The following is a 14,833-nucleotide window of genomic DNA, read 5'->3' on the forward strand; positions in this document are numbered from 1 at the left end:
TATTACTCTACCTTCACCAACTTCGTTTACCAATAAACATCGCAAGTAGCTGAGAGCAACTGTACAAGTATATCCCGCCACTTAACGATTGGCAAACAGGATCCATACAAACCTTTCACGACTATACGTGGTAACTAACACATTCCCACAACAAAAAAACGGGGCCTTTACGCCCCTATTTGCTTTACCTTAAAAAGAAAGTGTTTACCCTAACCGTTGCAGATTTTTCGGAAAAGTCGTTAACACTTCCACTTCTCCGTCAGCGCCCAGGTACACGTCGTCTTCGATGCGGACGCCGCCGAGGCCCGGTACGTAAATACCCGGCTCGATTGTGAACAGCAGCCCCGGCATCATCGCCAATTCATTCTCGCCGTGAATCGAGGGCGCTTCGTGTACTTCCAGTCCAAGCCCGTGGCCAACGCGGTGATTAAAATACTTGCCGTAACCACACTCTTCAATGTATTCCCGGGCGGCACGGTCGAGCGAACCGATCGGTTGGCCGACTTGCACAGCGGCAATCGCCCGCTCGTTCGCTGCGCGCACCGTCTCGTATATTTCTTCCTGCCGAGCTGTCCCTTCTCCGACGATAAACGTACGCGAAATATCGGAACAGTAGCCGTCCTTAAACACGCCCATATCGAACAAGAGGAAGTCCCCGGACTGAATGCGGCGCTGCCCGGGACTACCGTGCGGTAAAGCGGAGTTTTCGCCGGACAACACTGTCGTCGCAAACGCTGGACCGTCGGCACCGAGCACCTTCATTTGGTACTCGAACTCTGCTGTCAGTTCTAACTCGCTCATCCCCACGGTGAATCTTTCTAGTCCTCGCAGGAGTACTTGCTCGATCGTCGCGACGGCTTCCCGCACGAAGGCAATCTCCTGCGGCGCTTTTTTCAACCGCTGCTGGGCAATAAATGGTGCGATATCGACATAGCTCGCCGCGGAAAAAACGCCAGACAGCGCTTCGTACTGTGCGAGGCTGACGATATCTTTTTCCACGCCGTACAGTCGCACGTCACCCGCTACCGCGGCTCTCAGTTTATCGTACGGATCGTCCGTATCCGCCACGGGAATAATTCCGTCTACTCGAGCTGCTTGCTCAGCAGCGGCCACGTCGAGCGCCGGGACGAATAGGGTGACGCGCTCACGCTTGTTGTCGACAGCGAGTGCCATAAACCGTTCATGTGGATCGGAATAAAAACCAGTATAATAGCAAATGTTCGTCGGTGAGGTGACGAACGCAACGTCAATCGCTTCGTTGTGTAAAAACTTGCGGAAGCGATTTAAGCGCGTTTCAAAAATGTGGGCCATAAAACACACACCCCTTTACTAGTTGAAAAATGATGTAGCAGCATCCTCATTGTATAAAGCAACCCCGGCCACTGACAATACCGGGGTTGTGTGCTCGCTCTCTTGAGTGGAACGATGAGGGAGCCGCTGCAACTTGTTCGCTTATTCGCGCACTACTTGCGGTCGCGGGAAAGTTTAATTTTCACGACACCGCGCTCTTTATCTTTACTTGTCTCTAACACGCGCACGTTTAGGCCGTATTTCGGAATGTTGCGTCCTGCATCGGGAATTAACTTGCTGCTGTAGCTCTTGCGGTCGCTAAACTCTTTGTACGCCTTCACGTGATTGTCTTTTAACGTGACGCCTAGCTGTTCGCGCATGTCGAGATACATTTTTTTCCCTTTGTTGATGTTGAACGCGGCGTCGTGAATTTGGTACCTCGTTCCCGCTACTGATTTATCACTCCACTTTAGAACTTTTTGATCCGCATCCACAACTCCGAGAAAACCGTCGCCCGGGTGAATCCCGACCCAATTGTACTCGTAGTTGTCGTCGACGTACCAGACGACGAGACCCGGATCGTACGACATGAAGTTATCGCCGACAGCGATGCGCGAAAGTCCAGCGTCCGCCCCAGTATGAGTACGCCACTCAAGTAAATAGTAGTGATCCGTGTAGCGCTTTCCGTTGTCGCGCGTAAACCCGTCTAACACGAAGGCCGAATCGCCTTCCGCGTTGTCAAACAACAGTTCTTTCCCGTCTGCTGTCACGCGAATGTCATCAAGGTAAATACCTGCCTCCACCACGTAGCGGTCTGTCCAGTAATTAAAACGCAACTCGATTTTTTTCCCCGCATAGGCGGACAGATCAAAGGCGGCATCGACCCAACCGTCGGAAAATCCGGTAATGCCGTCACCGGGGTTTTGCCCGTTCGGATTGTCCTTAGTCGTTATATTTCCCGAGACAGTCACCCATTGATCCGCACCCGCTTCTTTCACTTGCACGGTCGCGTAATCCCAATGTTCCTCGATTTCGTACCACGTTTTGAAAGTGAGCGACGCCTGATTTGCTCCAGTTAAATCGAGTGCCGTCGTCATCGACGTGTCCGCACTGAGGTCTCGTCCACCGAAATAGACGTACTTCCCGCTGTACGGCTTTGTGATGACTGTTTCTTTTTTCGGCAAGTCAACGCGCACGGCGTCGTTGTTCTGCCCTTTCGTACTCGCTTGGTCGAGTAACACCTCGGTTCCTTTTTTGTCGAGCGAGTCAATGTACACGGTCGTACCGCTCAACCAGTTACCGCCAACCGTCGCTTGCAGCCGCTCTTTCGCCCACGCACTGTAGCCAGACGGCTCCGTTCCCGCGATTTTTCCCGTCCAACTACCGCTGGCCATGATCGACCAGTACGACACTGGCTCACCGCGACCCGTATACTGGGTGTCGTATTCGTCCGGAAGTCCTAAGTCGTGGGAGTACTCGTGAGCTAAAATTCCAGCTGCACTGTCTTCCGCGACCACCGTGTAATCGTACGCCGCCATTTGCCCATCCCAGTAGTCCACTTCAGCTTCTGTGCCCGGGATCGGAGTAACCTGACCGAGGTTCCAACGGTGAGACCAAATCGCATCGGGACCGAGCGCGCCACCGCCTGCTTCCTCACCGATACCGGCGTGGACGATCATGACGTGGTCGACGATGCCGTCCGGTTCGCGGTAATTGCCGGTGCCACTCAAGTCGTAACGATCTTCTTGGTCAAACTGACTCAAGTCGACTGCGGGATCTTCCGCGGCTTTGGACAGAGCCTCGACGACGAGTTCTCGCGGCCGCGCATCGTTCCCATTCTCGTCGGGCACATTCCCGCCGTAGTACGCGGCCTGGTGATCTGCCGTGTACCAACCGGCCACAGCACCTTCAATCGTATAGCTGCCGCCCGATTGCTCTTCCAAATACTGTTTGACCGATTGCAACCGCTTTCCATTTGGTCCGACGTAACCGTTTTCGCCGAACAGCATCTCTTCGTAATGCTTGCGGTCGAAGTTCTTATAATACATGTCCGTTTCGCCCGGTGCGATGTTATTGTGTTTGAAGTCGGGGTAATCGATTAAGACGACGAGCACTTTATCTTTGCGCACTTCGCCGTTCCACTGCTGCGGGGCGACCGGATCGACCCCTTTTTTCTTTTTCTCTTTGTGCTTATGATGTTTGTGCAAACCGATTTTGTCGTGCGCTTTCGCCACGCGCTCGCGCACTTTGCGCGCTTCTTTCGCGAGCTCCCCATCATCGCTGCGGGTATTCGCTTCCTTTTTTTCCAAATAATGTTGCAACGCTTCTTCTGCTTCTTCTGGCGTTGCATCTTCATCCAACGTGCCGATATTTTTTAACATGTCGATCAATTTCTCTTCGTTAGCGATCGCTAGATCGACTGGTGCCCCGCCAGAACTTGCACCGACCGCCTCTGCTTGCGCCATCGCCTGTGGCAAAGCAGCTCCCGCCGTCAAAGTGCTAATTCCTAAAATGAGTGCAATAAAAATAGGTAGAAATTTCTGTTTGAACAAAGCGAACCCTCCCAAGATGTTTTTTTAACTTCTTATGTGTCATGCACAAGCATTTCACAAAACGAATAACTCAAAATTGCTCACCATAAATTGAAAATGACAAAAACTATGTAGCTACTTATCTATCAAAAATAGTTTCACCTCTCCGCGATACCCATCTTTACCTCACCCCTCATGCAGGCGTAAGTATAGTCGGTCACTATAAATCTACTAACGAGCCGATTCTCGTAACGCTAGGGTAACTATATTCTACAGTAACACAAATACGTTTAATTGTCTGTCTTCACTTTAAAAAAGCTGCGCGGTCGGATCTGCGCAGCAAATTAAGTATTTAAATAAAAAAATTATACTATAACAAAATAAAAGTTTACGTATAACATCGATGTGTATTATGCCGGAAATAACGGCAATTCCTCTAAAAATAAAATATCCTCGCGCTGCGCTGCCTCGCCTTCGGCCAAAATCGCCACCTTAGCTGCGACGTGGCCACCCGCTCGCTCGACGAGGGCGGCGATTGCTTGAATCGACTCACCGGTACTAATGACGTCGTCGACGATGGCGACGCGTTTACCGCGCAACGCGGCAGCGTCCACGCCGTCCAAACATAACAGCTGTTTCTTCTGCGTCGTAATCGAGACGACTTCGTCGACGAAAGGCGCCTCCATGTACGGTTTGATACTTTTACGCGCGACAATGTATTTATCCATGTGTAGCAGGCGCGACATTTCAAACGCGAGCGGGATGCCCTTCGCTTCCGCTGTCACTAAAACGTCTACTGGAGGAAGTTGTTTCACGAGTTGTCCTGCCGCTGCACAAACGAGTTCTGTGTCACCTAAAATAACGAAGCTTGCGATCGCGAGGCGTTCATTAATGGCCACGATCGGCAGTTCCCGCGTCACCCCAGCGACTTGTAACGTATAATACTGCTTGCCCACTTGCGGTGGCCCCTTTCATTTCTGTGAATTTTGCATGCCATCTCACTGTTTCACATTTAATAGCAAAGTAATGGCCATAACGGATGTCCCCTTACTTATACGAGGTGCGTCACCCACTGAACGACTAACCCGGTAATCATCCCGATAAAAGGATCGGTAATCGCCGTGACTGTCATCGTCACAGCGCCGACGACACTTCCGCCCGCGTCCGCACCGCCGAGTGCCTCTGCCGCGTTGCCGGGTACGGTGACGATCGCCCCGAGGACGAACAAAAAGCCCGCAATCGACTCACTCGGAATAAAGCGCCCAATCTTCGGCAACCACCCTGCCCACAATATAACGACAAACATGAGCATCATGAGGATGCCGGACCAAACGGGGTGCGGGGCACTCGCGGTCGCGGAAATAATCGCTTCGACCGGTCCACCGCCGAACAGCGAAGACGCCATGTCGGCGAGGCCGCTAATGACCGACAAGTGATCGACGTTAACGCCTTGCTTAGCGAGGTCGCCGGTGATGCCTCCGAAAGCGATGTTGGCTCCAATATTGAGCGTAACCATCGCCAGCGCTCCGCGTATAACCGTCGCATTGACGAGGGGCTTATGCAACACAAACTTCTCCTTAACGACCGGACGTGCCGCGCGCTCCTTTTTTTGCAATAGATATATCCCACTCGACAAAAAGACGGAAAAAGTTATAGCGTACACGAGATCTTTCGTCGCCATGTACGTCACAAAACTGATCGCGATCGAACTAAATCCGACCAGTTTATTGTTCTTAGCCATATCGAGCGATACTTTCGCCAAAATAATCCCAACGCCGGCCATCATCCCACTCGTAATGACCGAGCCAATCCCCTCGATAATTTTTTGCAAAAGCCCGAACATCCCGATGACGACCATCATGAGAGCCCCGAAAAAAATCATCGACAGCCGTTCCCGAATGTTTTTACCCATCGTCCCAGCTAACGTAATCGTCTCCGCCTGGAACGAAATCGGCACGACCGAGCCGGCGAAGGCGTTGCCGACCGCTCCCGTTAAAAAGGCGAGTGCCGTCGGTACCGAAGCAAAGCCGAAAGCTAAAGCGAGTAAGCCTTGCGGCAGTCCGTTTAATACCCCGCTCAAAGCTGCAAGTATGTCTTTGATGTCCATCTGTCTCTCTCCTCGCTGTCTGTCAGCTTATGTTTATAGGCATAAAAAAGAATAAAAAATGCACAAAGCCCGGCAATCTCCACGGGAGACTACCAGATTTTGTGCATACAAAACCTGCGCGATCTCGCCATAGGAGGATAATTTCCGGTTATCCTGTAGAAACTCCCGAACCGTATTTCCGGGATTATACAGCGAACATTCAATGATAGATTAACATATTTAGCGGTTCATAGCAAGCAAAAGGCGAACATTACTCCTTAAAAAACAAAGGAAGATTCGCCTTAGTAGCGTATCGCTCTATACATCTACTTTGTGCGGAAGTGTAGGGTTAGATCTCGCACAACTCGCGCACCTTGTGAAACACCTTCGGAAACGCGTAATCGTCTAGCGCATCGAGGGCAACAAAGCGGTACTCTGGTGGCAGGATCCTTTCAGCAGTACCGTCACTATGCGAAGCATCATGAACCGCATCGTCACAGCTGCTCCGATCCGTCGTGCCAGCATCACCAACATCACCAACATAGCTAACATAGTCGGCACCACCAGTATCACTTGCACCAATCACATCATCGGCAACACCTGCATCACTCGCATCAATTACATCACTTGCCCCGCCTTCACCACCGCGTTTATGCGCCGTGCCTGATCGCACCGAGCCTGTTACGACCGTCACTTCCCATTTCACGTGGCTAAACACGTGTGTCACCTGTCCACGCGGCCCATTCCAATCAATGTCGTATCCGGGGACGGACAGCGAACGTTCCGTACTGTCCCAAGTCGGAAATTCCCACATCCCCGCTAGGAGCCCGTTCTGAGGCCGCCTACGTAACAGCACGCGCTCCCCATCACTTAAAACTGCACAAAAAAGGGCGATGCTCTCGACTTTGCCCCGCTTCTTTTTTCGCGGTAACTGTTCGTGTACACCGCGTAGACGCGCGCGGCACTGCTCGCGCAGCGGACAGTGCAAACAAGCGGGGTTACGCGGTGTACAGACGAGCGCACCCAACTCGATCAGCCCTTCGTTGAAGTTCGCGGCATCGTCTACCGGAATGAGGTGGCGGACGAGTGCCGCAAATTTTGTGCGCGTCGCCGCGCGCGCAATGTCGTCCGGCAAACAAAACAGCCGCGCGATGACGCGCAGCACATTTCCGTCCACCGCGGGCTCCGCCTTCCCGTAGGCAAAACTTAAAATCGCCCCCGCCGTGTACGGGCCAACTCCCTTTAGTCGCGATATGCCCTCTACGTCGTCGGGAACGTTCCCCCCGTATTCGGCGACGACTTCTTTTACGGCACTATGTAAATTGCGGGCGCGGGAATAGTAGCCGAGACCTTCCCACGCCTTGATCACCTCTTCTTCCGCTGCCGCAGCTAAAGCGTGCGCCGTCGGGAACTTTTCCATAAAGTTGTTAAAGTAAGGAATGACACTGTCCACTTGCGTCTGTTGCAACATAATTTCCGACACCCATACTTTGTACGGATTGCGATCGCGGCGCCACGGTAAATCGCGGCCATTCTCGGCAAACCACGTGAGTAAGTTGTCCTGAATCTCGCGCACGAGACGCTCGTCTAACCGATCGCCAGGCTGTCTAGACTGCATACATCTTCTCCTTCTGTTTAAACACTCTCGCTACAGGTGAACACTACGCGTACGCCCGCTTACGGATAATTCGGCGCCTCGTCGGTTCCCTCTTTTTTCTCCTTCTCGGAAATCGGCACGAGTTTTAAATGGTATTCGTCACCGTTGCGTTTGACGACAATCATTTTGTCTGCCTTGTTTGAAACAAAAAAGCTCATCAACTCGTCCTCAGATTCATACACAATTTTTTCTTCTAAGCCAGCACTTAGGCGCCGCACGTCGCGACTACCGAGTACCCAGGTGCTGCCGCCGCTGAAGGAAATAAAAGGATTCCCCTCTGTTCGCGCGTACGTGTACACATCGAACACTTTCGTTTTCTGCGTCGAAATGTCGAGCACCTTTAACAAACCGTTAGCCGTGTAAGCAAAAAACTGCCGCCCCGGGCTAAAGACCATGTCCGCGATACTCGATGGCCGCAAATTTTGTTCGTTTTCGATGTGGTGAAATCCCCCGCCCGGGTCCATAATGTGCACTTTCTCATAGTAGACACTGTCGCTGTTCACAACGCCAGTTAGGAAAGCAAAATAACGTCCACTTTGGTCCCATACGACGTCGTCAAAAATAACAGTGTTCTCCTTGTCCTGTTTCTGATCCTCCGCCGCTTGCACCGCTTCCTCGGGATACAAACTTTCTTTCTCGTCAACTGTCAAATCGTACGCCACGAGTGAATGACCGTACGTCTGTTTTATATTTTTAGGTAGCGGTTTGGCTTGTTGATCTTTTAAAATGGCGACGAGTTCATCGCGCGCCGGAGACCAATAGCCTCTCCCGCCTTTAAAATCTAACACTTTCTTTTTACTCGAAAGCTGATATACGTCCGACCCGCGCACCATGACATAATGTCCGCTCGGCGACCACGCGACATCCTCGAGCGGCATCTCCCCAGAAAAACTCGCCAGCACGAGCTGTTCCTGCCGCTGTAAGTCGTAAATGTACAATTCGCCGTGCGCACCATTCCCAGCCCAATACGCGAGCCACTGCTTATTCGGCGAGACAGAGAACTGCAACGAGTGGGCGCTAGGCAAGGAAAACAGCTGCTTCGTCTGTCCATCGCCGTCGGTCAAAACGAGGCGGTCGTTCGTTTCGTCCGTCTCAACTGCAACCGTTCCGTAACCTTCAATATATTCGCGTCGCTCGTCGTCCTCCCACTTGCGTGAAAGAGGGTAACGCCTTAATGTTTCCTTGTTAATGTCATAAATATAAAGGGATTCCTTTTTCCTTTTTTTCCCTTCAAAAATGAGGCGATTGTCCGTAAAACTGAGCACATTTATTTCAGAAAAGTCCGCTTCCGTCGTCAGTTGTTCATCGCTTCCGCCGCCAAAGAGCGCACACCCGCTCAACAACAGCGCTAATAAAACTAACGTAACGCTTTTATATCTCATTTACGACACCCTTTACACTCACTTAACGGAATTACAAAAACGGGTGATACGCCCTGCTACTAGTGTAGCAGATGGAGGGAAAATATGAACAGAGAGAACAGAGAAAAAATGTTGCTAACGCCCGCCGTTCATTTATAATAAAAAAACGACAACCTAGTTGGAGTGACGCGTTTTATGGAAGAATTTGTTACATCGTTACAAAAATATTTCATGGAAAATGAGATCGTCGTCAAATACGTCCTTCCCGCGATTGCGCCCGCTGTTAAAATCGCTCTTATCATCGTCGGCTCGTTCCTCATTTTGCGCTACAGCGGTGCATTCGTCGACCGGTTATTTAAACTGCGCAGCATTGACGAGAAAAAGTCGGAAACGTTGGCCAAACTCCTACGATCCGTCATTTATTACGCGGTCTACTTCGTAGCTGCCTTGACGATCTTAATCAATCTTGGAATCGACCTCATGCCGCTGTTAGCTGGCGCTGGCATCGTCGGCCTCGCTGTCGGCTTTGGCGCCCAAAACTTAGTACGCGACATCATAACCGGTTTTTTTCTCATCTTTGAAGGGCAACTACACGTCGGAGACTTCGTCGAAGTGAATGGGACAATTAGCGGCACCGTCGAGGAGATCGGCTTGCGCATTACGAAAATACGCGAATGGAACCAACGGTTACACTATATTTCCAACGGAGAAATCTCGCGCATCACGAACTATAACCGCGAGCAAATGCGTCCAATCGTCACTGTCGCCGTCCCGTTCGAAGCCGACCAAGAAAAAGTCGAACGCGTCTTAGAGCAAACTTGCCGCAGTGTCTACGATGCACACACGCCGTTCTTCCTCGAAGAGCCATCGATTTACGGTGTGACCGAGCTCGCGACGGACGGTGTGCATTACACGATTATCGCCTTAACGGTGCCGGAACAATTTTGGTTTATCGAGCGCGAATTGCGTAAGACGATCATCGATAAATTTCAAACAGCAGGTATAGAAATTTCGTATCCACGCCGAGTCGTTTATACACCGCGGACGGAAAACGGCACGACGGACGAGGACGCGCATTATTCAGCGTTCACAGAACGGCAGTAGGCGCATGCGCAATGCGCGAACGCCCGTCGTCAATTGCAAGACCCGTTGCCTGCGCCGTCAAGTCGCACGACAACGCCCCAATACGTTCCACGGCCAAAAGGACCTCGCACCGGGGGCTTTTTGGCCTCTCGCCGAGAGTATTGTTCTCATCGCGAAATGACTTCACGACACATACTTATTATGTTGAGACAGCGCGACACAACACACCGGTCGTCACACGACTGCTTCGATCACGACTGCCACAACGACGACGATGCCGGTCGAGAGGACGCTCCACAGGCCGATCCTCTTCATATCGGTCATAAGCGTCTTGTTCTCATCCGGTTGATATTTTTCTCTCCGTTTTTGTTTAGCCACCGCATTCACCCCGCTTTACCGCTCAACAGCCAGCTATTGCATATTGCACCTACACCCATTATAGCGGAAATTGCAGCATATCCCAAAAAAAATGTCCGCTAAAGCCTAACAATTGCCGAGCTCGGCGTAAATACATTATTAAAAAAGGGTACCGGCAACTTCACACGAACAGCTGCCTTTTTCGTACACTGTTAGTGTACCCGTTATGATACTCTTTGTGATTTACACGTGGAAACGCTGCTCTCCACTCATCCTCTCCATTGCAAACCTATCCATTGCAAACCTATCCATCGCAAAAAAGAAGCGACGTTCATATCGGTACGCCAGCAATCGTTAAAGCACTCTCACGAAGGGTGGAATCATCGCGTGTTGTTTAAGCGGACGGTCTTACTTCATCGGTCTTACGGTACGCCGCGCGTCGTCTATCGGTTGCAAAAAGAGCTAGAGTACCATAATATTCGCTCGTCAGTGAAGCTAACGAAGCAGAAGAAAATGACGTATTACGAACTGCGCGTTCACCGCCATCACGCTGCCAAAGCGCGACACGTCCTGCAGAACTTTAAAGTCCGCCTCGAAAAAGGTGTGTAGGACGTGTGAGACGCACGCCAATAGCGTCGATTTTATGACACTTGTTCATTCCCACTATATATTTCACTTCAATAAGGATATGGTATAAAGTATGTCATATAACGTTTACCAACGGCCTTTTTACAAGTATATATTTTCGTATGATAAGTTGTTGAGAAAGGTGTGTCAGCTACATGAGTAGGCAATCGTTTAACGATACATTTTTGCGGGCGTGCCGCAAAGAACCGACAGACTACGTACCGGTGTGGTACATGCGGCAAGCTGGCCGCTACCAGCCAGAGTACCGCAAGATTCGCGAGCAATACTCTTTTTTTGAACTTAACGCCAATCCGGAAGTGTGCGCGGAAGTGACGCGGTTGCCCGTCGAACAATTAGGTGTCGATGCGGCCATTTTGTTCGCAGACATTATGACACCGCTTCAACCGATCGGCGTTGACGTCGACATCGAATCCGGCATCGGCCCCGTCATCGCCAACCCGGTGCGCAGCATCGGCGATGTCGAACGCCTCGGTGAACTCGACCCAGAAACGCACGTCCCGTACATTATGGAATCGATAAAAATATTACGCGAACAACTGAGTGTACCGCTCATCGGCTTTGCCGGCGCACCGTTTACGTTAGCGAGTTACTTAATCGAAGGCGGGCCGTCGAAAAACTATCATCGCACGAAAGCGTTCATGTACGCCGAGCCGAAAGCGTGGCAAGCGTTAATGGACAAGCTGGCGCGCCTTACGGTGACGTATTTGAACGCGCAAATTGACGCTGGAGCACAGGCGATCCAAGTGTTCGACTCGTGGGTAGGGGCGCTTAACGCGCAAGACTACCGCACGTACATCGCACCAGTTATGCAGCGTATTTTTACCGCACTTAAGCCGTCGGGCGTGCCGTTAATATATTTCGGGGTCGCTGCAGGCCACTTGTTGGAAGAGTGGAACGAACTGCCAGTCGACGTCGTCGGTCTCGATTGGCGCACGACAATTAGCGACGCGCGGGCGCGCGAAGTAGACAAAGTCATTCAAGGAAACTTCGATCCGTCCCTATTACTTGCGCCGTGGGAAATGATCGAGGCGCGGGCCAAAGCGATCCTCGACGAAGGGATGGCGCAGCCGGGGTACATTTTCAATCTCGGACACGGCTTGTTTCCTGAGGTCGACGTGAAAACTGTCCAAAAACTAACCTCTTTTGTACATAATTATACGAAGAAAGCGTAAACGCGAGGTGGAAGGAAACGATGGCAACAGAAACAATCGGACTTCTCGTGATGGCTTACGGAACCCCGCGCCGTCCGGAAGATATTGAACCGTACTATACACATATTCGGCGCGGCAAACGGCCACCGGAAGAGCAACTGCAAGATTTAAAAAACCGCTACGAAGCGATCGGCGGTATCTCCCCGCTCGCCCGCATTACGGAACAACAAGCGAGTGCTTTAGAACAGGCGCTCAACGATCGTTTTCCGGACAAAACGTTTAAGAGCTACTTGGGGCTGAAGCATATCGACCCATTTATCGAAGATGCGGTGAGCGACATGCACCGCGACGGCATCGAAAAAGCAGTGAGCCTTGTCCTCGCGCCGCACTATTCGACGTTTAGCGTCAAATCGTACAACGGGCGCGCCCACGATATCGCCCAAAAACTTGGCGGACCGACGATCGCCTCTGTGGAAAGTTGGTATGCCGAACCAAAATTTATCGCTTACTGGGCGGACCAGTTGCGAGAGACGTTTTCTGTGATCCCTAAGGCTGAACAGGAAAAAACAGTCGTCATTTTCTCCGCCCACAGCTTGCCGGAAAAAATATTGCAAGTAGGCGACCCGTACGCCGAGCAACTTGAGGAAACAGCGCGCCTCATCGCCGAAGCTGCCGGAATTAAACAGTATGCGATCGGCTGGCAAAGCGAAGGCAATACACCTGAAAAATGGCTCGGACCAGATGTGCAAGATTTAACGCGGGAGCTACACGTGCAAAAAGGTTATACGTCGTTCGTGTACTGCCCCGTCGGTTTTGTCGCCGACCACTTAGAAGTGTTGTACGACAACGATGTCGAATGTCGCGCGGTGACAGACGAACTAGGCGCCACCTATTATCGGCCGGCGATGCCGAACGCAAGCGCCGCTTTTATCGACTGCCTCGCCGATGTCGTGGCGAAAAAGCTACCGCTGTTAGAGTAGTAAGGTATTGGACCGATAAAGCCGAATACACAGAGGACTCGCGTAAAGTGATAACAAGTAAGGGGATAGCGATGAGCGAAAGAGATGGCGTAACTAGGATGGGCGAACAGGGGAAACACATAGTCGTCGTCGGCGGCGGGATCAGCGGCTTGTCCGCCGCCTTTTACTTACATCAGGCGATTCGCGAAAACGATCTGCCGCATAAAGTGACGTTAGTCGAAGCGAGTGACCGCCTCGGCGGAGTCATCCGGTCGGAAGTGAGAGACGGCTTCGTCATGGAGCGCGGACCCGATTCGTTTCTGGAACGGAAAAAAAGCGGTGTAGAACTCGTCCGTGCACTCGGACTGCAAGACGAGTTAGTGCGTAATGCCACTGGCCAATCATACTTGTTACACAGTGACCGCCTACTGCCCATTCCGGAAGGGGCGGTCATGGGAGTACCGACAAAGCTCGCTCCGTTCGTCACGACGCCGCTCGTCTCCCCGCTCGGGAAACTGCGCGCCGCAGGGGACTTGCTGTTACCGCGCACACCGCTGCAAGGCGACCAATCGGTCGGGGCGTTTTTTCGGCGCCGTCTCGGCAACGAAGTCGTCGACCGCATCATTGCGCCGCTGTTGTCCGGCGTGTATTCGACGGACATCGATCACCTTAGCTTGCAGGCGACGTTTCCACAGTTCCAACAGATGGAGAAAAAATATCGCAGCCTCATTGTGGGGATGAAAAACAGCCGCAAACGTGGGATAACGGGAAGTGTACGAAGTGTACAGTCGAACGTACGGGGCGACCAAGTACATCCTGACAAGGCGCAGACGCGAAACGGTCGTGGGCAGGCGGCAAGTGAGCAGCAACCGACACCGCGCGACCGTCATCGTAAGCCGCAAGGTGCCTTCCTCACGCTAAGAGGCGGGTTGCAGTCACTCGTCACAGCCTTGGAAGAGGCTTTACCCACAACGACTGTCGAAAAAAACCGGCAACTGGAACGGATCGAAAAGGTAGGGCAGCGGTACTTCCTCTCTTTTCGCGACGGTCAAAAAGTAACGGCCGATGCGATCGTCATGTCTGTGCCGCACCATGTCACATATAAAGCGCTCGGCAACACGAGCTTTTTACAGCCCCTCCCTGGCACTAATCCGGCGAGTGCCGCCAACGTCGTAGTCGCTTACCGTGCCGACCGCGTGCGCATTGCACAGGAAGGAACCGGCTTTATCGTGCCACGTACCGAAACGGCCTACACGATTACGGCTAGTACGTGGGTACACAAAAAATGGCCGCACATGGCTCCGCCGGGTTACGCCTTGCTGCGCTGTTTCCTCGGCCGCGCGGAAGATGCGACGATCGTCGATGCCGCCGACGATGACATCGTGCAAACGGCACTCGGCGACTTACGACGCGTCATAACGCTCAACGGCGAGCCAGAGTTTTCTGTCGTCACCCGCTGGAAAAACGCGCGGCCGCAGTACGCCGTCGGCCATCCGGCATGGCTGGCACGCCTCAAAAGCGACATGCGGCAACACTTTCCGGGTGTGGAGCTAGCCGGTGCCTCGTACGACGGCAGTGGCCTGCCCGACTGTATCGCCCAAGGAAAGCGGGCGGCGGAGACAGCACTACAGTTTGTGGGAAGTCGGTAGTATGTCGATAATGTCGACATTGCGTTCACTGTAAGACACAGAGCGGACGAACATAGGGGTA

General features: G+C 52.2%; 12 protein-coding genes and 1 riboswitch. Of the genes, 5 read left to right on the forward strand and 7 right to left on the reverse strand.

Annotated features, from left to right (window positions below):
- Positions 1-204 precede the first annotated feature (204 nt).
- The 6 genes from BN1247_RS11830 to BN1247_RS11855 all read right to left on the reverse strand — a co-directional run bounded on the left by BN1247_RS11830 (position 205) and on the right by BN1247_RS11855 (position 8,946).
- A complete protein-coding gene (locus BN1247_RS11830; RefSeq protein WP_054950571.1) occupies positions 205-1,311 on the reverse strand; it encodes a M24 family metallopeptidase in 1,107 nt (368 codons plus the stop codon).
- A 152-nt stretch (positions 1,312-1,463) separates the two neighbouring features.
- Positions 1,464-3,842, reverse strand: a complete 2,379-nt coding sequence (locus tag BN1247_RS11835; protein WP_054950572.1) for an immune inhibitor A domain-containing protein — start codon at positions 3,840-3,842, stop codon at positions 1,464-1,466.
- Positions 3,843-4,231: 389 nt separating this feature from the next.
- Positions 4,232-4,777, reverse strand: coding sequence for a phosphoribosyltransferase family protein (locus tag BN1247_RS11840; protein WP_054950573.1), 546 nt, complete (start codon positions 4,775-4,777; stop codon positions 4,232-4,234).
- A 95-nt stretch (positions 4,778-4,872) separates the two neighbouring features.
- Complete coding sequence (locus tag BN1247_RS11845) at positions 4,873-5,928, reverse strand: hypothetical protein (protein ID WP_054950574.1); 1,056 nt, start codon at positions 5,926-5,928, stop codon at positions 4,873-4,875.
- A 110-nt stretch (positions 5,929-6,038) separates the two neighbouring features.
- Positions 6,039-6,140: riboswitch (purine riboswitch) on the reverse strand.
- Between the two features lie 116 nt (positions 6,141-6,256).
- Complete coding sequence (gene mutY / locus BN1247_RS11850) at positions 6,257-7,525, reverse strand: A/G-specific adenine glycosylase (RefSeq protein ID WP_054950575.1); 1,269 nt, start codon at positions 7,523-7,525, stop codon at positions 6,257-6,259.
- Between the two features lie 59 nt (positions 7,526-7,584).
- Entirely contained in the window at positions 7,585-8,946 is a 1,362-nt protein-coding gene (locus tag BN1247_RS11855) for a WD40 repeat domain-containing protein (protein WP_054950576.1), read from the reverse strand.
- A gap of 174 nt (positions 8,947-9,120) precedes the next feature.
- Here BN1247_RS11855 and BN1247_RS11860 point away from each other — a divergent pair, with 174 nt between their 5' ends.
- On the forward strand, positions 9,121-10,029 hold the full coding sequence (locus BN1247_RS11860) for a mechanosensitive ion channel family protein (protein WP_054950577.1): 909 nt from the start codon (positions 9,121-9,123) through the stop codon (positions 10,027-10,029).
- Between the two features lie 213 nt (positions 10,030-10,242).
- On the opposite strand, the gene BN1247_RS17785 is transcribed toward BN1247_RS11860, so the two are convergent.
- Positions 10,243-10,386, reverse strand: coding sequence for a hypothetical protein (locus BN1247_RS17785; protein ID WP_157360865.1), 144 nt, complete (start codon positions 10,384-10,386; stop codon positions 10,243-10,245).
- 366 nt (positions 10,387-10,752) lie between these two features.
- Between BN1247_RS17785 and BN1247_RS11865 the strand changes: the two genes are divergently transcribed.
- From BN1247_RS11865 to hemG, 4 genes are all read left to right on the forward strand, one after another.
- Positions 10,753-10,974, forward strand: a complete 222-nt coding sequence (locus BN1247_RS11865) for a hypothetical protein (protein ID WP_054950578.1) — start codon at positions 10,753-10,755, stop codon at positions 10,972-10,974.
- A 173-nt stretch (positions 10,975-11,147) separates the two neighbouring features.
- Positions 11,148-12,185: a uroporphyrinogen decarboxylase gene (gene hemE, locus BN1247_RS11870; RefSeq protein ID WP_054950579.1), complete on the forward strand. Its 1,038-nt coding sequence runs from the start codon at positions 11,148-11,150 to the stop codon at positions 12,183-12,185.
- 20 nt (positions 12,186-12,205) lie between these two features.
- On the forward strand, positions 12,206-13,144 hold the full coding sequence (hemH, locus tag BN1247_RS11875) for a ferrochelatase (RefSeq protein WP_054950580.1): 939 nt from the start codon (positions 12,206-12,208) through the stop codon (positions 13,142-13,144).
- Positions 13,099-14,772: a protoporphyrinogen oxidase gene (gene hemG / locus BN1247_RS11880; protein ID WP_231633453.1), complete on the forward strand. Its 1,674-nt coding sequence runs from the start codon at positions 13,099-13,101 to the stop codon at positions 14,770-14,772. Before hemH ends, hemG begins: the two co-directional genes overlap by 46 nt.
- The last annotated feature ends 61 nt before the right edge of the window (positions 14,773-14,833 follow it).

Source organism: Numidum massiliense (assembly GCF_001375555.1).
In the GTDB taxonomy this organism is placed as follows: Bacteria; Bacillota; Bacilli; order Thermoactinomycetales; family Novibacillaceae; genus Numidum; species Numidum massiliense.